Annotated in this window: 21 protein-coding genes; 8 read left to right on the forward strand and 13 right to left on the reverse strand. The window is 61.1% G+C overall.

What is annotated here, in order from left to right; all coding sequences use genetic code 11:
• Nucleotides 1-9: 9 nt before the first annotated feature.
• The 6 genes from BM397_RS24840 to BM397_RS29115 all read right to left on the reverse strand — a co-directional run bounded on the left by BM397_RS24840 (nt 10) and on the right by BM397_RS29115 (nt 4,698).
• The gene (locus tag BM397_RS24840; RefSeq protein WP_092430659.1) at nt 10-726 is read right to left on the reverse strand and encodes a TrbJ/VirB5 family protein; all 717 of its coding nucleotides are present in this window, start codon (nt 724-726) and stop codon (nt 10-12) included.
• Nucleotides 723-3,077: a VirB4 family type IV secretion/conjugal transfer ATPase gene (locus BM397_RS24845; RefSeq protein ID WP_092430657.1), complete on the reverse strand. Its 2,355-nt coding sequence runs from the start codon at nt 3,075-3,077 to the stop codon at nt 723-725. The genes BM397_RS24840 and BM397_RS24845 overlap by 4 nt, the downstream gene beginning before the upstream one ends.
• On the reverse strand, nt 3,077-3,406 hold the full coding sequence (locus tag BM397_RS24850; protein WP_092430655.1) for a VirB3 family type IV secretion system protein: 330 nt from the start codon (nt 3,404-3,406) through the stop codon (nt 3,077-3,079). The genes BM397_RS24845 and BM397_RS24850 overlap by 1 nt, the downstream gene beginning before the upstream one ends.
• Before the next feature lie 19 nt (nt 3,407-3,425).
• Complete coding sequence (locus tag BM397_RS24855; protein WP_194137103.1) at nt 3,426-3,713, reverse strand: TrbC/VirB2 family protein; 288 nt, start codon at nt 3,711-3,713, stop codon at nt 3,426-3,428.
• A 12-nt stretch (nt 3,714-3,725) separates the two neighbouring features.
• Nucleotides 3,726-4,301, reverse strand: coding sequence for a lytic transglycosylase domain-containing protein (locus BM397_RS24860; protein ID WP_245696243.1), 576 nt, complete (start codon nt 4,299-4,301; stop codon nt 3,726-3,728).
• A gap of 112 nt (nt 4,302-4,413) precedes the next feature.
• Nucleotides 4,414-4,698 carry a hypothetical protein gene (locus BM397_RS29115; protein WP_143015445.1) on the reverse strand — a complete coding sequence of 95 codons (285 nt, stop codon included), beginning with the start codon at nt 4,696-4,698 and terminating at the stop codon, nt 4,414-4,416.
• A gap of 286 nt (nt 4,699-4,984) precedes the next feature.
• Between BM397_RS29115 and BM397_RS24865 the strand changes: the two genes are divergently transcribed.
• Both BM397_RS24865 and BM397_RS24870 read left to right on the forward strand, forming a co-directional pair.
• The gene (locus BM397_RS24865; RefSeq protein ID WP_245696242.1) at nt 4,985-5,734 is read left to right on the forward strand and encodes a hypothetical protein; all 750 of its coding nucleotides are present in this window, start codon (nt 4,985-4,987) and stop codon (nt 5,732-5,734) included.
• Between the two features lie 228 nt (nt 5,735-5,962).
• Nucleotides 5,963-7,225 (forward strand): helix-turn-helix domain-containing protein, encoded by a 1,263-nt coding sequence (locus BM397_RS24870; RefSeq protein ID WP_092430653.1) that lies wholly within the window; start codon nt 5,963-5,965, stop codon nt 7,223-7,225.
• Between the two features lie 1,266 nt (nt 7,226-8,491).
• Here BM397_RS24870 and BM397_RS24875 read toward each other — a convergent pair.
• The 3 genes from BM397_RS24875 to repA form a co-directional block, all read right to left on the reverse strand.
• A complete protein-coding gene (locus BM397_RS24875; protein ID WP_092430651.1) occupies nt 8,492-9,673 on the reverse strand; it encodes a helix-turn-helix domain-containing protein in 1,182 nt (393 codons plus the stop codon).
• A 331-nt stretch (nt 9,674-10,004) separates the two neighbouring features.
• Nucleotides 10,005-11,015 carry a plasmid partitioning protein RepB gene (gene repB, locus BM397_RS24880; RefSeq protein WP_176806936.1) on the reverse strand — a complete coding sequence of 337 codons (1,011 nt, stop codon included), beginning with the start codon at nt 11,013-11,015 and terminating at the stop codon, nt 10,005-10,007.
• Nucleotides 11,015-12,196: a plasmid partitioning protein RepA gene (gene repA / locus BM397_RS24885; protein ID WP_092430647.1), complete on the reverse strand. Its 1,182-nt coding sequence runs from the start codon at nt 12,194-12,196 to the stop codon at nt 11,015-11,017. The genes repB and repA overlap by 1 nt, the downstream gene beginning before the upstream one ends.
• A 1,306-nt stretch (nt 12,197-13,502) precedes the next feature.
• Between repA and BM397_RS24895 the strand changes: the two genes are divergently transcribed.
• Together BM397_RS24895 and BM397_RS24900 are read left to right on the forward strand one after the other, a co-directional pair.
• Nucleotides 13,503-13,925 (forward strand): hypothetical protein, encoded by a 423-nt coding sequence (locus BM397_RS24895; protein WP_143187077.1) that lies wholly within the window; start codon nt 13,503-13,505, stop codon nt 13,923-13,925.
• Between the two features lie 269 nt (nt 13,926-14,194).
• On the forward strand, nt 14,195-15,220 hold the full coding sequence (locus tag BM397_RS24900) for an IS110 family RNA-guided transposase (RefSeq protein ID WP_092430641.1): 1,026 nt from the start codon (nt 14,195-14,197) through the stop codon (nt 15,218-15,220).
• Between the two features lie 86 nt (nt 15,221-15,306).
• On the opposite strand, the gene BM397_RS30015 is transcribed toward BM397_RS24900, so the two are convergent.
• Together BM397_RS30015 and BM397_RS24910 are read right to left on the reverse strand one after the other, a co-directional pair.
• The gene (locus tag BM397_RS30015; RefSeq protein ID WP_369678444.1) at nt 15,307-15,693 is read right to left on the reverse strand and encodes a type II toxin-antitoxin system RelE/ParE family toxin; all 387 of its coding nucleotides are present in this window, start codon (nt 15,691-15,693) and stop codon (nt 15,307-15,309) included.
• Entirely contained in the window at nt 15,614-15,880 is a 267-nt protein-coding gene (locus BM397_RS24910) for a type II toxin-antitoxin system ParD family antitoxin (RefSeq protein ID WP_092430719.1), read from the reverse strand. Before BM397_RS24910 ends, BM397_RS30015 begins: the two co-directional genes overlap by 80 nt.
• Nucleotides 15,881-16,548: 668 nt before the next feature.
• Here BM397_RS24910 and BM397_RS24915 point away from each other — a divergent pair.
• From BM397_RS24915 to BM397_RS24925, 3 genes are all read left to right on the forward strand, one after another.
• On the forward strand, nt 16,549-16,944 hold the full coding sequence (locus BM397_RS24915; RefSeq protein WP_092430637.1) for a DUF3768 domain-containing protein: 396 nt from the start codon (nt 16,549-16,551) through the stop codon (nt 16,942-16,944).
• A gap of 351 nt (nt 16,945-17,295) precedes the next feature.
• A complete protein-coding gene (locus tag BM397_RS24920) occupies nt 17,296-18,330 on the forward strand; it encodes a DUF7146 domain-containing protein (RefSeq protein WP_092430635.1) in 1,035 nt (344 codons plus the stop codon).
• A gap of 333 nt (nt 18,331-18,663) precedes the next feature.
• Nucleotides 18,664-19,095 (forward strand): hypothetical protein, encoded by a 432-nt coding sequence (locus tag BM397_RS24925; RefSeq protein WP_092430633.1) that lies wholly within the window; start codon nt 18,664-18,666, stop codon nt 19,093-19,095.
• Between the two features lie 250 nt (nt 19,096-19,345).
• Here BM397_RS24925 and BM397_RS24930 read toward each other — a convergent pair whose 3' ends face one another.
• The gene (locus BM397_RS24930) at nt 19,346-20,533 is read right to left on the reverse strand and encodes an MFS transporter (RefSeq protein WP_092430631.1); all 1,188 of its coding nucleotides are present in this window, start codon (nt 20,531-20,533) and stop codon (nt 19,346-19,348) included.
• A complete protein-coding gene (locus tag BM397_RS24935) occupies nt 20,526-21,281 on the reverse strand; it encodes a DeoR/GlpR family DNA-binding transcription regulator (protein WP_092430629.1) in 756 nt (251 codons plus the stop codon). The genes BM397_RS24930 and BM397_RS24935 overlap by 8 nt, the downstream gene beginning before the upstream one ends.
• A 1,130-nt stretch (nt 21,282-22,411) precedes the next feature.
• Between BM397_RS24935 and BM397_RS24945 the strand changes: the two genes are divergently transcribed.
• The gene (locus tag BM397_RS24945; protein WP_092430625.1) at nt 22,412-23,296 is read left to right on the forward strand and encodes an ArdC family protein; all 885 of its coding nucleotides are present in this window, start codon (nt 22,412-22,414) and stop codon (nt 23,294-23,296) included.
• Nucleotides 23,297-23,348 lie beyond the last annotated feature (52 nt).

A 23,348-nucleotide genomic window follows, 5' to 3' on the forward strand; every position in this document is an offset into this window, starting at 1 on the left:
TTCTCCTTCTTAGAATTCGTCCGGGCCGTAGAGCCGCTCAAACGCTTCGCTCTCGCGGGCATGACGCTCTTCGGCAATTTCCGCCTGGCGCTGCTCTTCGACGCGGGTCTGCGCGTCCTGCAGCATGGCAAGGCCCTGAATGCGGTTGGTGTCGTTCTGCAGCATGGCTTGCTCCACCGCGATCCTCGCGGAAAGCGCATCCATCTCCCGCTGTGTCGAGACGTCACCAATCTTGTCGCGGAGCTGATCGAGCCCTGCGAGGCGGTCGTCCGAGAGGGTCACGATCCGCTCGCCGATAGCGGTGTCTCGCGCCGAGCGGTTGGTGATCCGATCAAGCTCGCTGCGGTAGAAATCCTCGGCGTCGATGTCTGTGCTACCCAAAGAGGCGAAATCCGCCGCGTCCTGAGCAGTGCTGGCCAGATCACCGAGATCATCGATTGTCACATCGAAATCCCGGGCGATCTGCATGGCCTCAGGCCCGAGCAGCTCGCGCACCTCCGGCGAGTTGAGCGCATTCACCACCGAGTCCATGTCGGTCATGCCGTTGATCGACGCGTAAAGGGCCTGCGCCTGCTCGAGCTCCCGCACCATCTGCGCGATCTGCTGGGCAAATTCCGCCTTGGCATTGGCGAGTGCGGTGGTGTCGATCACCGGAACGCCCTGAGCGAGCACCGGCTGGGCGAGCAAGGCGAGCAGGGGCGCGGCGCGAAATGCGTGCCGTTTCATGCCAGGTCCTTTCGTGTCGCGAGGAGCCGCGGGAGCCAGTCCCGGGGCGCGGGGTATTTCTGCCGCAGCTCATGCATGAGCGCGTTGCTCGCGGTGCGCCCCGACAGAACGGTCAGCACGTCATCAAGGCCGGAGAGGTCGAGATTGCAGACCACAGAATTCTGGGCCTGCTTGATGAGGAAATGCCCCATGGGCAGTTTGCTCTGCACGATCTCGAACTCGCGCTCGGAAAGACCGAATTCGTCCACCAGGTCCTTTCGGCTGGGGCGGTCCGTGCCAAAGTAAATCTGGCTGGCGCATTGCTCGATGATGGTGCGCGCGATCGGGCTTGTAATGGCATCGGAAGCCGACTGCGTACCCGCGACGATGATGCCGTTCTGCTTGCGGATCACCTTGAGCTTGTTCTTCACGAAGTCGGAAAAATACGGGTCCGACAGCGCTTTCCAGAACTCGTCGATGAAGATCGCGATCCTCTGGCCGGTGATAAGCTGCTCCACCCGCCGCATGAGATACATCATGATCGGCTTGCGGATTTCCGGATCGTCGAGAAAAGCGGTGATGTCGAAGCCGACGAGATCGGCATCGAGCGACAGCTCATCGGCGGCATCGTCGAAGACCCAGCCCAGCCGGCCCTCGCGCGTCCAGCGGTCGAGCCGCGCGCCAATGTCCTCGGCCCCACCGCCGAACCCAAGCAGCTCGCGCAGCGCCGATAGGCTGCGCTCGGCGCGCGGAAGATTGGCAAGCCCTGCTACGGCTTGCTCAATGCGGCGTACATCGCTGGCCGAGAAGGTGGTTTGATCGCCGCCCAGCATCGATTTGACGAGAGCCACAAGGAAAGCTTGGCCAGGGGCATCGAGCTCGAGCGCCATGAACGGTGCACATCCCGTGGGCCGACCGGGCTGGAAATCGAGATAGGTTCCGCCTGAGGCCCGCACGAAAATTTCGGCACCATGATCCTTGTCGAAAAGTACGCGCTTCACGCCAAACTTCTCGAGCTGCGATAGCAGGAAGGTCTGCACAACGGTCTTGCCAGAGCCCGAGGGACCGCAGATGAACGTGTGGCCAAGATCGCCAACGTGGAAATTGAAGTAGAACGGCGTCCCCGCGCTCGACTGGAGCTTTGCAATGGCCGCGCCCCATTCGTTTCCGGCGCGATGTCCAGTCGGGTAGTTGTGCAGGGGGGCCAGCGCGGTGAAGTTGCGGCTGGTCACGAGCGCCGTCCGGGCGCGATGGGCGTGGTTGCCCGGCAGCTGTGCCCAAAACTGCGGCTCAAGCCCCAGATCCTCGCGCGCGACAACCGCGCCGGCTTCCGACAACAGGGTCACGGCATCCGCGGCGCGGGCTTTCAACGCCACCGGATCGTCGCTCAGCACGAGAAGCGAGAGGTTGTGCTCGCCCATGACGAAGGTCCCGGACATCAGCTCGTCGCGTGCCGCGCGGAGCCCGTCCGCCTGCGACAGCGCCGGGTCATTGGCATTGCGTAGCCGTCCTTCCTTCAGCGACATCTGGCGCAGAGCGTCGGTCTTGCCCGCGCAGCGGAACGACTGGGTCAGGATGAACTCGAAGGGCGCGGTCAGCAGGCCATCCAGCATGTCGGGCCGGGTCCAGGCAGGATATTCCTTGAGCCCGAACATGGCCCCGTAGGTGCTGGCCTCGGCATGGCGGATCTCGCAGACCTCGCGGCCAAAGATCACTCGATCAGTGTAAATCGCACCGCCGAGCGTGCCCTGAACCAGCGGGACTTCAGCAGGGCGGCCGGAAATCACCTGCTTCAGGACGCTTGCAGGCTCAGAAATCAGAACATCTCGGTCGTTGCGAACAACCGACAACCGACGCGGCCGGAACCGGCTGAGGCTCCCAGCAAGTTGGGCCGCCTTGTCATCGAGCTCGTCCAATAGCGCCTGATCCACCTCGATCTGGCGCGAGCGGGCCCGCCGCATCTCGCGGACGAGGTGCTCGCTCGGGAAGTTCCGCGGCTGCATGTAAAGCGTGAGATAGATGTCGTTCCGGTATAGGCGCTTCTGCTCGAGCCGGGCGCGGTAGGCGCCGTCGATCCAGCTGGCAAGATCGGAGGTGAACACGCCCGCCGGAGAGCCCTCGTCGCGGCTGCGGATCACATGGACATAGACCATCACCCCAAGGCCTGCGATGCTGCGCAGCGCATGGCTCAGAGTGTCATGCAGGACATTGATGTGGCGCGTGTCCGCCGTTCGAAAGGACGCCCCCTCAAGCTTCATCATCTGAAACGCACTGCGATTGCGCGTGATGATCGCATGCTCATCCGCATGACGCAGACACGGCAGGTAGCGCTCGGCGGTGCTCTCGGTTCTGATATTGCGCGCAAAGCCCATCAATCGATTTCCTCGAGCAGGTGCCGCCGGTGCAACTGCAGCGGCGAGGAGGACGATCCGCCCCAGAAGCTGCGGTTCCGGCAGCGGGCATTGGTATCCAGCCACCGAAAGAGGATCTGGAAGGCGTTGGCGTCACGCTCGACGACGAGCCGCGCGAGCGCGAGAAGCGGGAGTGCCAGGGACAGATAAGCAATCGAGTCCGCCATGATCATCGCAAGGCCGCCAAGCCCGCAGGAGATCGCGAAAGCCTCGATCGGAATGCCGAAGACCATTGCCGGACGCGTCAGCGCCAGGAACAACGTATCCTCGTTGAGCTTTTCCCTGGTCATCAAAGCCCCCTGCCCCGCCCTACGCGGTGATCATCGTCAGAACTTCGGAGGCCGCGAAGATCATCACGACCCCGCCGACGGCCCAGGCCGCGCGGCGCAGGTCCACGAAATTGAAAAGCCAGCCCGCGCCGATGAACATGATCGCGATGAGCGCGATCGGCTGCTTGGCGCTCTCAAACTCGTCGAGAATATTGTTCAGGAAATCGGTGAACCCGGCGGCCGCTGCGGGCTGCGCGACAAGGGCCAGGATCAGGGCGAGAGAGATCGGCGCACCGGCGGACCGGTGACGTTGCAGGAAACGTTTCAAGGTGAAATCCTTCTACTGGAAGACGTGGGCTCCGGAGGCGCTTGATGTGGCGAACACATCCCAGCCCTCCGGCGGATCGGCCTGCCCGCGGGGCGCCGCCGGACGTGCCGCGGCAGCTACGGGGACGGCCCCCTGCCCTCCCCCGAGGACGCGGTCCACATAGCCATTCGCAAATCCGCGCGTCGGCGATCCGGTGTTGTAAGATGACAGGGCCTGTCTCAAGGCTGTGCCCTTCTCCGCGCCGCGCTCACGCGCGCGGACGTAGCCCTCGCGCAGCACGGTCTGCGCCGCGCCGAGGTTGCGACAGGCGTCAAAGACAGTGTCGGGCGTCAGACCAAGCCACTCGAGATTGGCGCTGTTGATCTGCCCGAGCCCCATGTCGATGGAGCCGCCCTCGGAGATCAAGCGCCGCGCAAGTTGGGCGGCCTCCTCGGCGCTTTGCGCCGTGTAAGATCGCTGTCCTTGGCCATTCACACCGATTGCGTAGGGCTCAAAGCCACTCTCGGCGGCGACGAGCTTTTCCATCACGCTCGGTGAAACGCCTGGCGCGCAGTTCTCAGCCAGCGCGCGGAACGCAGCCGCATTCATCGGCTCGGTCTCTGCGATCCCGGGCAAACCCGCAAGGAAGGCTGAGAGGGTCAGAGAGAGACGCCCGGCCGAAGAAGGCAGGCGGATTTGGGCGCGGGATGCGCCCAGCCGGTCATTTGGCGTCTTGGCTTTCGGCGCCCTTCGGGATCGGAACCCAGACACCTTCGGAGCCGGGGAACGTCCGAAGATGGAAGTTGACCAGCGCGTCCGCGGATTTGAAGACGCGGTCATCTCCGGTCTTGGATGAGATGACGACGGTTTCCGACCCGTCAGGTCGGATCGCCCAAAGCTCCCAGTGCCATCCTCTGGAAGCCTCGATAGGGCGGTATTCAATTTTGCCACCATCCTGAAGGAAGCCTTGTACTGCATCGCTTGTAATCGGGCGTTGTTTTTTCATTCGGGGACACCTGTCGTCGGGATTATCTGGCCAGGTGATGGGTAACGTTGAAACACACCCAGCCACAACGAGAAAGGCCTATTTTCAAAATCGCCTTTCATGCCATTTTCGAAAAAGCTTGAAACGCGAATTTGACAAAATCGGCGTTTGCTGAAATCTACCCGCTCAAGACGCAACCTGAGGCTGCACGACCCATGTTTGTTCGCCTTAATTTCATAGCGGGCTCCCTAACGTCAACACGAAGCGTGCGGGAGCCCGGCCCTGCGGAAGATGGAGGTCAGTTGACGTGGCTAAGTTAAGAATCCGGCATGCGCGGAAAATCGCCGGTGCGGCGATCCTGGCCTCCGAGGTAGCAATCGGAGCCCCGCGCACGGCGCAGGCCTACCAGGTTGATTGCGCGATCCTGATTTGTCTCGCGGGCGGTTGGCCGTCCACCGCGGAGTGCGCCGAAGCACGCGAGACCTTCATCGAGCGCATCACCCCGTCGCCGATCGAGCCGCCCCTTCAAATCTGGAACTGCCCGCTCGGCGCCAGCTACGACAGAGATCGCGACGAAACTCCCCTGCCCCGTCTCGTGCCAATCGCAGCGCGAAGTGCGCCAGACGTCCATGAACCTGGCACGGCGGTTCTACCCTCGGTTCTGGGCAAGACGCTCGGGGCCCTGTCCACCGACCCGATGACCGCGCTCGCGTTGGCGGCGCAGGACGGCAATCAATCCCATGCTGCCGATGTCGACATCAGCGGCCCGGAGTTTGACTTTGTCCGCTCGATCCGGGTCTATCATGTCGCTTTAGCCAGACAACGAGAGATCGGCAGCGAAGAGAGCCATTGCCGGCGCACTCAGAACGTTCAGATCGGGACCTATGGGGAGCACGGGGCGTTCGGTTGGTCGGACAGCAGCGTCGACGACCTCCCCGCCGCGTTCGAAGGACTTGATGGTTGGGGCGAAGATTGTCCATCCATCCATGCCCGTGCGGTGTTTGTCGACTGGCGAGACTATAGCGGGAGCTATGGGTTCGAGCAGGTGAACTACTGACATCTCTTGAAAGGATCAGCCCCTTTTAAGAAGCAAACCCCGCGAAGGCGGCAGCCTTACACGGGGAAGCTCAAGACCTTCAGGGTCTGCAAACCCTGAAAAGAACACTGACATGTTCACGGTCTAGCAGCTTCCTGACATGACGGACAACCCCAAACCGCATCTGTGCGATCGGGAGAGGTTTGTCTGTACGCCGCCTCGCGTTCTCAAGAAGAAGGACCGAGCAGAATGACAGTGATGCAACAATGGAGCCATGGCCGACAACATGGCCCCTTCCCCACACTCCCCAGTGGCATGGAGCGCGACGGTTTCGTCAACCTCGTCGATGCCATCGCCAGTGCCGTCGGCATTGGGGCTGCCGCCATGATGACCTTCCGTGCGATGATCGGTGCCACGCGCCCACGATCCTTCAAGACCGGCGCAGAGGAGCCGTGCTGCTACCTCAGTCAGACCGAGCTCGCGCGAAAGCGCGGGGTCTCCCCCTGCCGCATCCGTGCCCATGAGCAAGTCCTGGAGCGCGCTGGCCTCATCGAGAAGCGGACCATGGCAAACGGCGCGCGATCCGGGTTCGCCGGCTGCGGTGTCTTCTTCGGTCGCGGTATTGCCCGCGTGCAAGAGTTCCTTGGACTCCGAGATGCGCTCGAGAAGACGCGCAGGGCCCACGGGCAACTTCGCGGACTGCGCAGCGCCCACAAGCGGCGCGCGCTGATGCTCCTAGCGGAGCTTGCTGACTGGACCCGAGGTGACGAGATCACTCCGACCCTTCGGGCCGAGCTCGATGCGTGGCCTTCGGCCGCCAAGTTGCATCGCATGTCGGTGGAAGAGTTGACCCTGCACGAAGCGGAAGCTGCCGCTCTGTGCCGAAAGATTGCAGCCACTCTGAGTGAGGCGCCAACATCAAGCGGTCGGGCCTGCGAAAACGAGCGGCCCTTAATACAAGATATGACCCAAGATCCTACTCAAGGCGTTAGTCGAGTTTCGGCCAAAGCGGTGGATGACGCACGGCATACCGATGATATCGAGCTGGGGGATCGGAGCTACAGCGACCAGGACAAACATCCGAAGGAGGCCGGGGCTGAAGGAGAGCTGTTGAGCCGCGGGCAGGCAGGAGAACGTCAGGCGACGTTTCTTGGATCACTAGGGCCGGAACGCCTATACGCGCTATGCTCTCAGGAAATGCAGCTTCACCTGGATATGCGCCGCTACGGACAGCGGCAGCTTGTGTTCTACGATTTCGTCGTCTCGGCTCAGAACAGGCTCCCGGAGATGGGTGCGCATCCGGCTATGTGGAGGGAACTCCGCGGTGCGATGGGATCTGCGAGTGCTGCAATTTGTGTGCTCATCGCCGATGCAAAGCATTCCGAGCGTGCGCGAGCTGATGCGTGTCCTGCGGGGGTTCTCGAAGGTATGCTACGAGATTTCCGCCGTGGAGACCTGGACCTAGTCAGAGCTTTGGCAGAGATCGGACGTCCGCAGAGAACGCGCAAGTGACGGAGTTGTGGTCCTCTGCAATCAGCTTAGACCTGACCGCAGCTTGTTTCACGGCTCGCGGGGCGCGCTTTGAACCTATTGTCTTTCGTGCCCACTGTTCTCGTTGGTGGCTAGTGAGCACAAGGCTTTGGTATCCGAACTGGAAACCAATCGACTAGGAGGTACCAAGAGTTCTTGGAGAAATAGCTTAGATGTAACTCGATCTCGAAGCACGGCGCTGCGTACCATTCTTGGTTAAGCGAACACGTAGCCAGCTAGGGCTGAGAACCGGCGCTAGGAGAGCCGGGTGCTATTGCCCACCGGGCAAAGGCTAACTTCCGGCCGACAGCGCTTTTTGGCTGAATTCATATTTTCCAGACGGCACTGACCTGTCACAGCAGGTGGCTTTTTTGAGACGTTAGGGCACACTTCACGAGTTCCGAGATTGTCACCAAGCTACAGTTATCGAGCTTCTCGGGATTGGTTCAGGCACGGACGTATGACGCCCCCAGCGGGAGCAAAATCGACGTCGTATCCAATGGGTTCCCCGAAGTACATCCTGAGCCTGCGATTTGGTTGGGTTTCATTCGGACGAAGCTCAACATGCCGCCGCCGTTATCAATCAACGGTAGGGGACTTCGAAAGGGCCAAAACATATCAAAGCCAAGCTTCTTGATCCTTCAAGCTATTGCCCACCGGGCAATAGGGCTTTTTCGTGTGCGTACTGAGCGCTTGCAGGGTCTTAAGGAGAGTGTCACCTGATTTAAACGTGTGGTTTGGAGTTCAGTGAGAACCAAGACTGTTTGGCTGATCGGTAACCGCAACCTCCTGTCTGAGAGTGCTATCCGACAGGAAGTTTCCTCAGTCGGCCGCCCTACAGTTCCTCGCTTTTATTGCCTATTGCCCAGTGGGCAATAGCTACGATATTCCCGAACTCAGATGGGCGCACCTAAGCCAGTCTCCTACCTTTAAGACCAATGGCCGGCGTGGCTCTAAAGGCGTGTAGAACTTTTCCTGAAGTGGCAGATGGCACTCTCAGCCACGCAAATCAGTCCAAAACTAAGTGTCTGTGAAACTAAGATACTGCATGCTGAAAGTCAGTCTTCTGACATTGGCACACAGCGTTAGGGCGACATAAGCGCTCGATCAGCGCAACTTGTCCGGTCCTACTGAAGCCGAAGGGTTGCTTTGCGTCCGAACGGCTTTCGGGACACTCAGCGAGACGGACACTTAGGGTTACGTCAGTTCTCTCCATGGCTTCCCCGACAGGCACGGGTCAGAGTTAAATCAAGGATAGCCCGTAGGCATACTCTGCACGACGGCCACTTCGAAGTAGCGCTGGGGATTGCTGATTGTCTCTACCTGAGTGATCATCTGGTCGAAAATATCGACGAGTCTGTGCAGACCTAGGCGTTGGAGAATTACCGTGTATGGCGCGTTCCTTATGCCAAGGCTTACCCCTAATCTATAGAGAGCTTCGACCAAGCCTAGGTCACTTGGTTCCACCTCGGGAAGGAAGCTTGCGGCATGAGGATTTCTTCTCAGCAAGTCGGCGTAGGTTACCGCAGGCGAGTTCTTCGCCTTTCGTAGCTGTGTATGTTTTTTTCTCAAAGTTTGTGACTCTACTTGGCGTGCAATTCGTCCGTCGCTGGCGGGCAAATCACCGGTTTTTGTGTCATCCTTTCGAGGCATGACTCCTGAACATTCTGTTTTGTTGAGGTGTTCGACAACCGGTCTAGCGTTGCCCGCGTGCAGGTCGCATGTCTTAGAGGTGGCGTGATCCTGCCGTGCGGGGCAGGGCGCTTTAAGCAGGTTGAGCAGTCGATCTCGGGCTGCCGCGATCTGAGGAACGGTTGTGCTCTTCCGACGAAGAAAGTTGGTGAGGCCATTGAGGAAGCTCTGGGTGGAAGTATCGAAAGGCACCTCTAAATCGAGAAGGCGACGGCGCAAGGAATAAGCTTCGCTGCGCAAGTTCCGTCGCAGCTGCTCTTCCTCTCTAATCTTGGTGGCTATGCCCTGCAAATGCTCAGCAGCTTGGAACAAAGGTCGAAGGTCTATTCCGAAGGCGTCGACTACGACGCCGGCACTCTTTAGGGGGAAACGCTTGCCGGTCGCGCTATCTTTCCGGCGGACGAGTCCGCGGTCTACCAGTTTGCGAATGTGTCGCCTTAGGTTGCTTTCATCCATGCCTTCAGTCCGTTCGCAAATGGAGGCGTTCGATGCATAGCAGATGAGTAGCATTTCATGCGTAGCGGGCACTTCTGTGCCGTTGCTGTCCTTCAAGGGAAGGAAGGTTAGCATTGCTCGCAGAGCTACTAGGTCGCCTGGATTGAGCGCAAGCGCTTCTGCGGAGGCCTTGACTAGGTCGAAGAGGGACCAGCGCCGGATCGGGCGGAAAACCGGCCCCATGCTTTGGACGCAGTTCTCCCGCGCCCCGGCATTGAATGCCGCGGATTTTATGGATTTCATGTCATTTCAGACGGCAAAAGCTACCCGTTCACCGAAATCGGTGTTGTCAGTGAATCTGATTTCGGGTATCTGTTAGTTGCTACACAGAACAGAAGCCCTCTGAAGACACTGTCTTTGGGGGGTTTTCTTTTGCTGGGGTCTGCTCCTTTTTCTGCTCGTTTACCTCAACCCGGTGCCTAGCCGGGCGCTCTTCTTCTCCGAAAGCTGCTATTGCCCGGTGGGCAATAGCCAATGCAATGAAGGATTTGCCTTTCGGACAACTGCCGCCAAGTCCTTTCCAAGTCGGAAAGGAAGCCCTGAATGCAGGTCAAAGTCGTTCATAATCAATGAGTTAGGCGTTTTCATTCTGCCACTCCTGATATATTCTGTCGAGGTTTTCTTCGAGATGCTGTAGGAAAGCCTCTGGCGCGTTGCGATGCGCCTTGACGGTGAGTGAGCGCGGAGTTCGATCGAGCTTGAAATTTCCGTTGCCGATCTTCACATCTGGGGCAGGGGCCGCGTGTTCGGTACGTCGTGCTTGCCGCAGCAAAACTAGTAGCTTTTTCAGTCGCTCGTGGCTTGGCAACTCCTCGTCAATCATCTTGAGGAGACGGGCTTGACCGGGAGCGTCATCGCCCGAGAGCGCGTTGCGCAACTCTTCCCACGGCCGTCGACCTGCGCCATGTGCCGCCCCGATCGCGGCAATGACCTCGCGTGGGACATCGCGGATGACACCGCGCATTTTCGACGCCTGCGTTTTATCGATGTCGAGCGCCTTCTGTATCGTGGAGAGGCTGTAACCCGCTTCCGTGACCTGGGCCACGAATAGAGCCTTCTCGATATAGCTGTTTTCGAGGCGCGCCGCGTTCTCAAGTCCTTGTGCGATCAGCGCGTCTTCATCACTGATGTCCACGACCATTGCGCGAACATCAATACCGAGCTGGCGGCACGCCATGATACGCCGTCGCCCATAGACCACTTCGAACCGGTCCCCCGCCACCCGACGCAACAGGACAGGCACCTGCTGCCCGTTTTCGCGGATCGAGTCCTTAAGTCCGTCGAGTTCTTCAGAAACATCGAGCCGGTCCTGGAAACGTGAGCTGTCCACCCGATCCGGATCAACATCCTGCATTGTACGCAGCATCTGTTCTTGGAATGACTTCCTGAAGATCTCTACGTTGGGGTTGCTCCGCTTGCCTGGCGTGCTCGCTGCTGCGGGCTTCTGATCCCGCTGAGAAGCCGAGGCGGCTGGCGGGGCAGGGGGCTCCGAAATAGTTTCGTCTGCGCGCGGTTCCTGCTGCTCTTGTTTGGAGCCGGACATGGCCTCACGAAGTGTGCTCGAAAAGACGTTTTTGCGTACCATCAGGTTCGTCCCCATGCTTTACGCAAGTCTGCCTCGACCTCGTCAGCCATGCCAGAGATTGAGGCCATGACCCGGTCGTAAGTCGATTTGGTGATGTCTCGCGGCTCGACCTCAAATAGCGGCTGTTTGGTGTTCGCGGCATCGCCGATCGCAGTGGATTTGAGGAATTCGTTGTTCATGACCGCATCGCCAAGAACGGTGCGCATGAAAGAGGCCACCTGCAGCTGAGGCTGGTCACCGGTCTCATATCTGGTGATCATGAACCTGATGAAATCGTAGGTCTTATCTTGATCCTGCTCCTCGACGACGGCCATGAGCTCGGCCGCCATCGTCATAAAGGTCGATAGCGACATCACGTCCAGCATCGACGCGGTGAGCGGAATGATCATCCCACTCGACGCGAAGAGGGCAGAGATCACCGCGAATGAAAGCTGAGGCGGGGTGTCGAAGAGGACAATGTCATAGTCATCGCGCACTTGGCTGAGCCCCTCCGCCATCCTGCTGTGGAACGGAGAACTGGTGCCGCCATCGCGGAAGGAGAGAGCAGTCTCATACTCGAACTCGATGATGTCCATAGACGCCGGGATGATGTCTATGCCCGGGAAGTAAGTCTTCCGGATCACATCGCGCACTGGCAACGGGTTCTTGTAGCTGATGACGTTATAGGAACTCGGCATGTCCGGCATGGCCTCGGGGGTGAGGCCGAAAAGGTTCGTCAGAGAGGCCTGAGCGTCGAGGTCGACCGCAAGCACCCGATACCCCCGGAGAGCAAGGATTTCCGCGAGGTGGACCGTCGAACTTGTCTTGCTGACCCCGCCCTTCAAGTTGAAGACTGTGATTGCCTTCATCTCCTCGCCCGGTTGGCGGCGACGGTACTCCTTGATGCCGATCCGGCCTTCTTTCCATAGGAACTCGCGGATCTCCTGCATCTCCTCGGCGGTGAAATACCGGCGATTGCCGTTGACCAGCTTGCCCGTGGGCATCTGGTCGGCATAGGTCTTGATGTAGTGCCGGAATGTGTTGGGATTGACGCCGATGAGGTCGCCCACTTCCTTCATTGAGTAGGAACGGAGCGTCTTCTGCGCATCCGGTGGGAAGATTTCGGCCGTGTGGTCTTGCAAGCTCTTAATGAGCTTGGAAGCGTAGTTCTCCAGCCTCTGCGAGCCTCGAATACCGCTCATGCTGCCCTCGACGTTCTTATATCATTGAGACCTGCTTATCACCTTCTCACTGAATTTCCACCATTTTCTGTTGGGGGTGGGGGTGCAGCGATAAGTCGACCTGACAGTAATATGATGATTCTATATTTTTAATCAGTGATTTAACCATATTTTCCTGCCCTGCAGGCGACGCCGATAGCGTTATCCACAGCCATGCAAGTGACGTAAACTCGCATCACTAGAGCGTCCCGACAGTCCTTTTTCGATTCTGTGTGAAGGCCGCAAACGGGAAGGGTGCGGGCCTGTTGGTGCTTCCGTGCGCTCGCCCTTCGCACTCTCCAGCGCCACACGAACATTTGGCTCTCCTGCCCGCCTGGCGCAGGAGAGCGCGAAGGGCGAGATCATCCTATTCTTGGACTAAGCCATTTTTGGCAGGCGGATCGTCAGCTCTCGGTCGTCCGGGCACATCTCACAATGGTATCGGATCATCGCGTCGGCAGTGCGGAAGCATTTGGGCTGTCCAGCGACCGTGTACACGGGCAGTTCAGTCTTACCGTCACCGGTAACTCCGATCACATACCACAGAGTCCTCTTTGTCTTGGCTTCCATTCGAGGGTCATACTGTAGTCGCCCCCCCATGTTGAGGAACTTGCGGACAGCGTTCCCAAGTAGAATCTGTGCAACGCGTCTTTTAGGGAGGCCTGAGAATTGAGCCATAATCTGCTCCTTTATTTCCGGTTCTTCTGATCGCGCGCATGGAGGAAAACCATGGCAGGATAGGCTCATCGCCTCGGCTACCGCGAAGGGCACGCGGATGGCTGGTGGTGCGTCGCAAAACGGCATCGCGAGGCATTCAGTTTGCAACGTAGTTCCCGGGCTGCTTTCGGTTTCCGGTTTCGGCGCGAACGGGTAATCTCTAGGAAAAATCATCTTTGAGTTGAACTTCGAGTTGAGGGAATCGGCGAAAAGACGCCAATCAGCGTCACATGTAAAATTCTGATTTTCTTACATGTTTACGGCTTTGCCGCGATTGTTTACCCGCGGTGCGTCCTTCGCCCAGGGGAGAGCGGACTCTGTCGCGCCCCAGTCGCTTGAACCGCTGACAGCTAAGCACCAGATGTCACGCTGTAGGTGCGCAGGGAAACCCGATCCAGGCTTCGTTTGACAGAAGTTTCGGGGCCACCGGGTGGTCAAGGCTCGGTCTATCGGCGAGATGTTTGAGCGAAGCCCGGACCGAACGCAGGTGTCGCCGGAGAGTGCCGCCTGGAAGGTGCAGTGGCGGCGGACGCGGCATTCCGCGCCGAAATGATTTGAAGAGTTGATCGGCGTGACCGAGCGCCGTGGCTACAGAAGGAGCGAAGTCGTGCCGCGTCCAATCCATTTGGCTCTGTCCTTGGTGTTCTTGGCGCCACTTGCTGCGGAGGCCGAGACCTGCATCGAGCCGGTGAAGCCTGAGGCGAGCTACCTCCACGACGCCGGATACTCCGGCAATGAAATCCATGCCGAATTCGAGATGTATTTCCGTGAGGTCGAAGAGTTTCTCAACTGCTGGAACCAAGTCACGGCTGACGTGCACGAAGACGCCCGCGCGGCCGCCTACGATTTGCACGACGCCTTGCGACGATATCCAAGTAGCCGGGATGCCGAGGACGCAGTCGCAGGCCTGGGCGATTTCATCGCCTCGGACGCGCCGATGATCGACACAGGGCAACTGATCCTGTCAGTTGGGGGGCAGGGGGCGGGCGAATGAACTTCAGCACACTTCGCGACGCCGGGGCTAACGGGCCCAGCACGCGTCGAGCATTACGACGACCAAGGACCGGCGGTACCTTGGTCAGGCCAAATGGCGGGCGGGGTCCATGCGGCGATCGAGGATGCGCAGGACGAAAATGCCGTCCGACGTCGTATAGCATGGAACACGCTTTCGTAGCGGCGCAGCCCGCGGCGGACATGACTCGGAGTAATTGATCCCCCGCGCTCTCTGGCGGTTATCTGGAACCACGGAAGAGGAGAGTGGAAATGGAACGATACTACGTCGGACTGGACGTCTCGAAGGAAAAGACCGCGATCTGCGTGCGCGCCTCGGCTGGCAGCATGGAAATGGCTTGCGAGACGAGGACTGATCCGGATGCGATCTTTACAGCGCTCGCCCGCTTTCTAGGTGGACTTGAATGCGTCATCCTTGAGACAGGCCGCATGGCGAACTGGCTCTACGATGAACTGAAGAGGCGCGGTCTGCCGGCGGTGTGTGTCGATGCCCGGCAGGCCCATGCAGTGCTCGGCCAGATGCATAACAAGACAGATGCCAACGACGCAGCAATGCTGGCCGATCTCGCTCGGACGGGCTTCTATCGGAAGGTCGAGGTCAAGAGCCGACAGGCGCAGGAGCGTCGGGCCCTGCTGGCCGCCCGTGATGCGGCGATCAGCATTCGTACGAATGCGGAGAATACCATCCGCGGTCTGCTTGCCAGCTTCGGGTTGCGCGTTCCGACACAGCCACGAACCTACGAGGGCCGCATCCGCGCGGTTCTCGAGGGGCACGACGCATTGGCACCAATCATTCTACCCCTTCTGGCGGTGCGCACGGAATCCCTCCGACAGGCCGCCGCGCTGACCAAGGAACTGGTCCGGCAGGTGAAAGGGTCCGACGCATGCCTGCGCCTGATGACAGTGCCCGGGGTGGGGACCGTCACGGCTGCAACCTTCGTGGCGACGATCGACGCGCCAGAGCGCTTCGCAAAATCGCGCTCGGTGGGGGCCTATGCAGGGCTGACCTCCAGACGGTACCAGTCCGGTGCAATCGACTACGGCGGCCGCATCTCCAAACGCGGGGACCGATTGCTGCGGACAATACTGTACGAAGCAGCCAACTCGCTGCTTTGCCGAGTGAAACCCGGACGAGGAATGGCGCTCAAGAACTGGGCCACGGCTTTGAAGCAACGAACGAGCCACAAGAAGGCCGTCGTCGCCCTGGCGCGCAAGCTGGCCGTGATCATGCACGCGATCTGGACAAGTGGCGGTGTCTTCGAGGAGCGGGAGGCATGAAAATGTCCGAGACCTGACCCGACAAGACGCGCCACACAGTTGCCGCGTCGGCCAAAGCGGCAGGCAACGGATCGATCCCGTGAGATCTACCTGCGGACCCAAGCGGATACTGCGCATATCACCTGGGGACGTCCGAGCCTTGAACGCCGAGATGAAGCTCCTTCGCGGATGACTTCGGAAAGAACCTTGCAGGCGGCCGACCGGAACGACAAATTGAACGAGCGCAGGGGATCAATTAAAGAACTGTAGTCTACAGCGAAACTCGGATTGTCTGCCGCCGTCGCGATTTTCGCGGCGAGGCTCTTTGCGTAGCGATCAGCTTGAGCAGCGCCGAAGTGTTCGACCCCATGGAGATAGATATCGATAAGGTCCCGCTCTGCCGACCTTGATAGTTCAGTTGTCGCCACGCAGGAGGCCTTTTTGGCGGGCTTCTTGTCGTGCAGCTTCGAGGACTTCAGCGACGGAGCGATCACTCACGCCGCTTTCTTCTGCACGATCAAGCAGCGCGCGAAGCTCGTTAATCGCGGCTTCCCTGCGTTCCTGGTCGCGGCGAACGAGATCGCGGAAATACTCGCTGACGTTGCCATAGCGGCCGGTGCTGATCTGGGCCTCTACCCACTCATTCATCTGGGCGGGCATCGAGATGGTCAGTCGAGACATGGCGAACCCTCTTTCATAATAGATCACAATAGTTCGCATCTATGTGGGCTTTTTCAACCCCAATGTTCTGCTCGCTCGGCGGTGTCGGCGAACCGCTGAGTTGCGAGCGCTCGGCGCGACCAAGCCCGAGCGCGGCATGCCTTTCGGGAATCCCGGGGAAGATCGCGGACCGGATGGCCGCGGTTTTCAGGTCTATGGTTCTGGTGCTGTGCTTGCGAAGTATCGCCCGGAAGATCTCGAACGACTGATGGACAGGGTGGCGCCCATCGGTCCCGAGGGGATCTGAGTTGAGAGCCGCGCGGGGCGCGCGTCTCGCATGATCTCGAAAGTCAGGGCAGGGGGTCGACGGGCTGCGCCCGCTCACCCCCGCCCTGGCACCATCCAATAAATTGTCCGCCAACAGACCTGCCCCGGAAAGTCAAAAGACAAGCGCCGCGCGCTGCGCGTCGTCTCCGCCGGGGACCGTGTCCTCGGCCTTCGGCCTGCGGGCCGCACCATCCCCGTCTTCGATCCTTTGACTGTCCGGCTCAGGCCCGTGGGCCGGGCTTCGCTCACCCCACTCTGTTCCGCCGAAAACATGGTTTTCGCCAAATCAGAGTGGCGAGGCCGAGCCCATCGGCGGGACGCAGGCACCAAGCCCGAACCGCCTCAGAAGATAGGAGGCCGATATGGCTGAAGAGCACAGTGTATCCCAAGAGCAAGCGGGCAACGATCCCGAGGTGATCGTCCGGCAGGTGGCGGCGGCAAATGACGCAATCCGCGCCGCGATTATCCGGGGCGGACATCCGGTCCATCAGGGTAGAGTCCTTTGCACCCGGGGTGTCGCCGAAGAAGGTCTGGACTTCGTGACCCGCGCCCAGATCGCGGTGGCCGCGTTTGCGGAGTTCACCGAGGACAATGACCCCTATGGGGATCACACCTTCGGCGCGGTCACCATCGCGGGCAAGGTGGTCTGGTGGAAGATTGATATCTTCGATGCGGACTACGCCTATGGCGCCGAAGATCCCTTGGACGATGCGCAAACGCGCCGCGTGCTGACCCGGCTCTTTCCGAGCGAGTATTGATCATGGGTTCTGAAATGAAGGCGCGTCTCTTGGTCGAGGCCTGGACGCTTCTCAGGAAGGGCGATCGCTTTGGCATCGGACGCCGCTTCCTGATCCAGCACGGGGCCGTCTGAGCCCTTCGCCTCAGCCCCGATAAGGCTGAGGCAGACCTGCCTGAATCCTTCAGCGCGAACAAGGCGTCGAATGTCCGCGATCTCGCATGGCCCCACACACGTGTCGACCACGGCCTCTGCTTGGCGCTGAGGCCGTAGGGGTCAGCGGAATTCCGCGGCGCCAGATTTTAGCGTCCCCTCAGAGACTTGCATATCCAGATCGCTCGGGGAATACCTACACGCAAAGGTTGATTTTGCCATGAATACTGAAACTCAGGAGCTGCTTCGCGAGCTGGCACAGAATGCCGAAAGCGTGTGCCGGCACTATCTCTCCGCCGGGCGGCGCGAAGGCAGGTACTGGCTGGTTGGCGACCTGCAGAACACGCCCGGACGCTCGCTTTACGTGCGCCTCACCGGTCCCGATGAAGGCAAGGGCGCCCGCGGCCGCTGGACCGATGGTGCGACCGGCGAATACGGCGACCTGCTCGACATCATCAAGGCGCGGACCGGGATCGCCCGGTTCCCCGATCTGCTGGTGGAGGTCCGTGCACATCTCGGGCGCCCCATGCCGGTGGCGCATCCGAGCACGCCTCGAACGCGCAAGAGCCTATCCGGCAAACGGACATCCGCAAAGCGTCTCTATGATGGGTCGGTTCCACTTTCCGGGAGTCTCGCAGAAACCTACCTCCAGCGCCGTGGCATCACTCGCGCAGCGTCCGTTTCGGCGCTGCGCTTTCATCCGCGCTGCTGGCATCGAGATTATGACGAGGCCGGGTCCAAGTCGCGTCCCGCGCTGATCGCGGCGGTGACCGACAGGGCAGGGCGCCTTCGCGGCGTACATCGCACCTGGCTGGCAGAGGATGGGTCGGACAAGGCACCCGTCGAGGTGCAACGCCGGGCCATGGGGGAACTTCTCGGCAATGCCGTGAAGATCGACGCCCCAGGCGAGTGCCTTGCGATCGGCGAAGGTCTCGAGACCATGCTGTCGCTCCGCGAGGCCCTTCCGGGTCTTCCGGTCTGGGCTGCGCTTTCTGCTGCGCACCTTGGCGCCGTCGACCTGCCCGAAGGGATCCGCCAGCTCTACATCGCGCGAGATCTCGACGATGCCGGGCAGGCTGCGGCAGACAAGCTGAGCGCGCGGGCCAGGGACGCAGGCATCTCGGTTTCAGTGCTCGAGCCCCGCCTCGGGGATTTCAACGATGACCTGAGGGAGGATGGCGTAGCCGCGCTGCGGCAGCGGCTTCTTGGTCAGCTCGAGCGCGCCGATCTGGCGCGCATCGCGCTGAAGAGTTGAGAGGGCGGCCCTGAGCGTTGCCCATCAAGTGGCCGCCATTGCGTCACTGCGTGAAACCGACCGGTGCGCGGAGTTATCCACATTTGCGGTGGGCAACTACGTGGATGGGAGCCTTGATGTTCTTTGCGTGCAAAGGCCCAACCTGCAGTGCTCAATTTCCGGGCATCTCCGTTCGCGGCCTGCGCGATTGCCGCAGCGCCAGGAGATGCTTACCGGCGAGTACTCGCCACTCAGCCCTGACATTTGAGCGCCGTCTATGGAATCTCTTGCTATGCCGCAGCACAGCGAACACACTCATTGCCATTCCCTTACCCCGCATTCGAGGAGTTCAGCATGGGAACCCAAGCGGCCTTCGGAAAGGCTCCATACAGCATGTCGGCGCCCTATGACGCAGAAGCTGTCACGTCCGGCTTCGCCGCTTTCTCGGAGTTCGCGAGCATCGCGCTGGAAGCCGCATCTCTGTCGACGGATGTTTTCGCATCGTCGACCAAGAAGGCGTTGAGCAATCTTAGGACTTTGTCCGAAGTCCGGGAACGGTCCGAATATGGTCCAGCGATTGCGGAGTTTTCGCAGGCACAGGCCCAACTCGCTCAGGACATGGCCGCTGCACTTGCCGAGGTCATGAAGGGCTGCGGGACAGCGATGAGGGAGTTGACAGCTGAGGCGACTGACGAGGCCACCGCGGCCGTGTCGGAAGCGGCGAAGGCGCAGTATCCCGAAGCGGCACCCTCAAAGCCAGTCGGTACGGCCTCTGCACCGGTTTGACAGCGGCGGCGCGTGGAGACCGTCATTGGTTCATGAGGCGCGACGAGGCGCTCGGTTTGCCTGACACTTGGCCGATTGCGCATCAAAGAGGTTGGCGAGACACGCGCACATTGCGCCGAGCTCGCATTGTTGTCGGCCGGACGTAGGTCGTGCAGCGACTGAGGTCCGGATCCAAGGTCCCTCATTGAGATTTCTGCCGATCCTGTCGAGGAATGTGTGCGAGGACCGAGCAGTGCGTCCGCCAACCTCTTCAGGCCCGGCCACCTTCTTCAGGCAGAGCATCCGGGGAGTTCCGGGTCGTGCTAAGCGCTCCGGCGCAGATCGCGATCAGAAGCGCCGCGCCGCCGACCATGGCGAAGGGTACCCGCAGCGAGGTCGCATGCGCGATGAAACCGATCAGCGGCGGTCCGAAGAGCATGGCGCCATAGCCCAGCGTTGCGACCGAGGCGATGGCCTGCCCAGCGGGCACCACGGGGTCATTGGCGGCGCGGGAAAAAGCCATGGGGATCACCGCGGCATAGCCCATGCCCATCAAGGTGAACCCAGCGAGAGCGATCGGCAGCGCGTCGGTGCCGGCGCAGATCGCGTAGCCCGCCGCGGCAAGAAGCCCGCTGCCACGCGCGACCGTGGTTGCGCCGAAGCGGGTGATGAAGCTGCCGATGGTCAGCCGCATGATGACCATCGTGATGGAAAACGCCGCGTAGCCGAATGTCGCCTGGGCTTCGGGCGTGCCCAGCGTGTCGGTCAAGAAGACCGCGCTCCAATCCACCGCCGCGCCTTCGCCCAAGCCCGCCGCCAAAGCCATGACCGCCACCAGGAGCAGCGATCCGCGCGGCACCGCGAAGATCGGCGCGCGGGGCTCGCCCGCCTGCGCCAAACGCATCTGCGATTGCCATGGCAGGCGCAGGAACGGCCCGAAGAGCGCCGCAGAGAGCAGCGCGGCCAGCGCAAAATGCACCCCGGTCGAGGCGCCCGCGAGGGTCGCCAGATAACCACCGGCCGCGCCGAGCCCTGCGCCGAGACTCCACATGGCATGGAAGGACGACATGACCGAGCGCTTCATATGTCGCTCGACCTCGCTGGCCCAGCTGTTCATCGCAACATCCATCGAGCCGTGGCACATTCCGAAGAAAAAGAGCGCAGAGGCGAGCACGACTAGCGACTGCGACATCCCCAGGAAGATCACCGACCCGAGGTAGGCCAGCGCTATCCAGCGCGTCAGCCGGACCGCACCGAACCGGTCGGAGAGCCGCCCGGCGAGCGGAAACGAGGTCAGAGCCCCGGCTCCCATGACCAGCAGGAGGCTGCCGAGCGTACGCTCGTCGAGCCCAAGTCGATCGACGAAGGCGGGAATGCGCGAGGCCCAGCATCCGAGCAGAACGCCATTCAGGGCAAAAGCGGCGGCTACCGCACGCCAGGGGGTTCTGAGCTCAGGCATGACAGATTTCGATCCCTTGCTCTTTATATGGGGTGACGCTCTCCGGGCCGGCATCGGTGATCAGCATGTCGAGGTCCTGGCAGTTAAGAACGCGGTGGCGGCTGCGCCGCCCCAGTTTATCCGCGCCGGCCAGGGCAATGGACACATGGCTTGCCGCGGCCATGGCGCACTTCACCTCGGCCTCACTCAGATCATCGGCGCCCAGGCCAAAGGCCGGATCGAGACTGCAGGCCCCGAGAAAAGCGATGTCCGCCGCGACGTCGGAAAGCGCCGCGACGGCGCCATGGCCGACGGCAATCGCACCGCTCGGCGACAACCGTCCCCCGACAAGCTGCGTGTCAATGCCCGCCGCAAGGCAGGCCAGCGCCACCGCCGGAGCCGGGGTAACCACAAGGCTGTTCGGCAGGCTTGGCAGGAGTTGAGCCAGCGCGTGAACCGTTGCCCCACCGTCGAGCAGCAGAACCATGCCATCTTCGATCAGCGGCAGAGCTCTTGATGCAAGGGCCTCGTGGCCTGGCTCGGCCAATGCCATACGTTGCAGCGCAGTGCCGGAAGGGCGGCTCACGGGCATTGCCCCGCCGCGCACGCAGCGCGCCAAACCTTCTGCCTCGAGCGTCTTCAGGTCACGACGGACGGTGTCAATCGAAACCGAAAATTCCTGAGAAAGCGCGGAGAGCTCGAGCGTCTGGCCGCGTGTCAGACGCGCGCGGAGTGCGCCTTGCCGCGCGTCGGGAAGGGTGAGGGCCATGTGCCAGCCTGCAGGTTGATTCCACAAGTTGCGATCTTATGCAAAAATATGCTGATTTGTGCAATATGGTGCGGGGCATGTGCTTGCCCCTGTCGGCGAGAGGGGAGTCTCTCACGCTTCGGCGAGTGTGGTGATGGCAGATCGACACGGCGCAGAAGGTGCGGGTTTGGCCCGCGCGTGTGGCTCGACTACCGGGTTTCCTGGGCCTCATTGAGCTTGGCGAGATGGAGGCACATGGTGCTCAGCTCGTTCTCGAGTGACTTCATCTCAGGGCGGGACCGGGACCCGTTGCGCTGTCTGAGCTCCCAGAGACGGTGCCGAATTTGCGCACGGAGCCTCTCCGCGCGATAGGCGGCAAAGCAGGTCACGTTTTCGGAGCCGGGCGTCATGCGTATAGAGCTAGAGAAAGTGTGGCCCGTCGGCAATTCTTTGTCACGCGGATCGGAGGCCTAGGCAACTCCCGGCCGTCCCTGGTCGCGTGCAGTCGCCCGCGACCAGGGACACCCAGGATCGGGCCCTAGGATCGCCCCGGCGTTGCCGGCGCGCTCCCCGAGCCTTGCCCCCTGATCTCCCTGCCGGCCGAGTGCGATGCGTCCGGTCTCTACGAGCCCGGCCGAGTCGCGCCGGCATGGTCGATGCAGCGGGCAAGTCTCGTCCCTTCGGGTGACGGTCTTCCCTCGCGATGCTCGGCCTGTTGCGGGGTCAGATAGTCAGCGGAATGTCGGGCATTTTCATTCGGATGAAAGAGATGGAGAGCCGCGCGAGGCGCGCGTCTCGCATGATCTCGAAAGTCAGGGCGGGGGATCGACGGGCTGCGCCCGCTCACCCCCGCCCTGGCACGATCCAATAGATTGTCCGCCAACAGACCTGCCCCGGAAAGTCAAAAGACAAGCGCCGCGCGCTGCGCGTCGTCTCCGCCGGGGACCGTGTCCTCGGCCTTCGGCCTGCGGGCCGCACCATCCCCGTCTGCGATCCTTTGACTGTCCGGCTCAGGCCCGTGGGCCGGGCTTCGCCCACCCCACTCTGTTCCGCCGAAAACATGGTTTTCGCCAAATCAGAGTGGCGAGGCCGAGCCCATCGGCGGGACGCAGGCACCAAGCCCGACCGCCTCACCAGACAGGAGGCCACAAATGGCAAAGTCAGATTTCGACATCTACCAGCACGTCACCGATCAGATCATCGAGGCAATGGAGGCAGGCACCGCGCCGTGGCGGCAACCGTGGTCCGGCGGTGGTCAGGCCGGTCAGTTCCCCCTGCGGTCCAGCGGCGAGCCCTATCGGGGGATCAACGTGCTGATGCTTTGGCTGGCGGCGCAATCGAACGGGTTTGCATCGGCGCATTGGTTCACGTTCCGGCAGGCCAAGGACCTGGGGGCGCATGTGCGGAAGGGCTCGAAATCTTCCACGGTGGTCAAATACGGTACGATCGCGCGGGAGAACGATGCGGGCGATGAGGTGACCATTCCCTATGCCCGCGCCTACCGGGTTTTTAATGCTGACCAAATCGAGGGTCTGCCCGACCACTATTATGGCGTGCCAGAGGTGCAGGAGGATCTTGGCACGCAAGCCCTGCCGGCGGTCGATGCGTTCTTTGCCGCGATCGGCGCAAAGATCACATATGGTGGCGACCGGGCCTGCTACATTCCCTCGGAAGACCGTATCCAGATGCCGCCGGTTTCGGCATTCATTTCTCCCGAGGCGCACGCGGCAACCCTCTGCCATGAAGGAATCCACTGGTCAGGCCATCGCTCGCGGCTGGACCGTTTCAAGCTCGGATCGACCAACGCCGACTATGCGCGCGAGGAGCTCATTGCCGAGATCGGCAGTTGCTTTCTCGGGGCAAAGATCGGCATCGAGCCGACCATCGAGGAGGCGGCCTCCTACCTTGAGGACTGGCTCAAGGCGCTGAAAGAGGACAAGCGCGCGATCTTCAGGGCAGCAAGCGCTGCGCAAAAGGCGGCGGATTTTCTGATCGCGGCGGCGGAGGCCGGTGGAAGCAAAGCTGTCGCAGCGTAAGCGAAATCAAGCCGATAGAGAGAGGGGCTCGCATGCGCGGGCCCCTTTACGT

The organism is Alloyangia pacifica (assembly GCF_900116195.1).
Lineage (GTDB): Bacteria > Pseudomonadota > Alphaproteobacteria > Rhodobacterales > Rhodobacteraceae > Salipiger > Salipiger pacificus.

Bases quoted from the DNA above. Each gene is read 5' to 3' on its own strand.
- BM397_RS24840 (WP_092430659.1), bottom strand. From the start codon at position 726: ATGAAACGGCACGCATTTCGCGCCGCGCCCCTGCTCGCCTTGCTCGCC.
- BM397_RS24845 (WP_092430657.1), bottom strand. From the start codon at position 3,077: ATGGGCTTTGCGCGCAATATCAGAACCGAGAGCACCGCCGAGCGCTAC.
- BM397_RS24850 (WP_092430655.1), bottom strand. From the start codon at position 3,406: ATGACCAGGGAAAAGCTCAACGAGGATACGTTGTTCCTGGCGCTGACG.
- BM397_RS24860 (WP_245696243.1), bottom strand. From the start codon at position 4,301: ATGAATGCGGCTGCGTTCCGCGCGCTGGCTGAGAACTGCGCGCCAGGC.
- BM397_RS29115 (WP_143015445.1), bottom strand. From the start codon at position 4,698: ATGAAAAAACAACGCCCGATTACAAGCGATGCAGTACAAGGCTTCCTT.
- BM397_RS24870 (WP_092430653.1), top strand. From the start codon at position 5,963: ATGACAGTGATGCAACAATGGAGCCATGGCCGACAACATGGCCCCTTC.
- BM397_RS24875 (WP_092430651.1), bottom strand. From the start codon at position 9,673: ATGAAATCCATAAAATCCGCGGCATTCAATGCCGGGGCGCGGGAGAAC.
- repB (WP_176806936.1), bottom strand. From the start codon at position 11,015: ATGGTACGCAAAAACGTCTTTTCGAGCACACTTCGTGAGGCCATGTCC.
- repA (WP_092430647.1), bottom strand. From the start codon at position 12,196: ATGAGCGGTATTCGAGGCTCGCAGAGGCTGGAGAACTACGCTTCCAAG.
- BM397_RS24900 (WP_092430641.1), top strand. From the start codon at position 14,195: ATGGAACGATACTACGTCGGACTGGACGTCTCGAAGGAAAAGACCGCG.
- BM397_RS24910 (WP_092430719.1), bottom strand. From the start codon at position 15,880: ATGTCTCGACTGACCATCTCGATGCCCGCCCAGATGAATGAGTGGGTA.
- BM397_RS24915 (WP_092430637.1), top strand. From the start codon at position 16,549: ATGGCTGAAGAGCACAGTGTATCCCAAGAGCAAGCGGGCAACGATCCC.
- BM397_RS24920 (WP_092430635.1), top strand. From the start codon at position 17,296: ATGAATACTGAAACTCAGGAGCTGCTTCGCGAGCTGGCACAGAATGCC.
- BM397_RS24925 (WP_092430633.1), top strand. From the start codon at position 18,664: ATGGGAACCCAAGCGGCCTTCGGAAAGGCTCCATACAGCATGTCGGCG.
- BM397_RS24930 (WP_092430631.1), bottom strand. From the start codon at position 20,533: ATGCCTGAGCTCAGAACCCCCTGGCGTGCGGTAGCCGCCGCTTTTGCC.
- BM397_RS24935 (WP_092430629.1), bottom strand. From the start codon at position 21,281: ATGGCCCTCACCCTTCCCGACGCGCGGCAAGGCGCACTCCGCGCGCGT.
- BM397_RS24945 (WP_092430625.1), top strand. From the start codon at position 22,412: ATGGCAAAGTCAGATTTCGACATCTACCAGCACGTCACCGATCAGATC.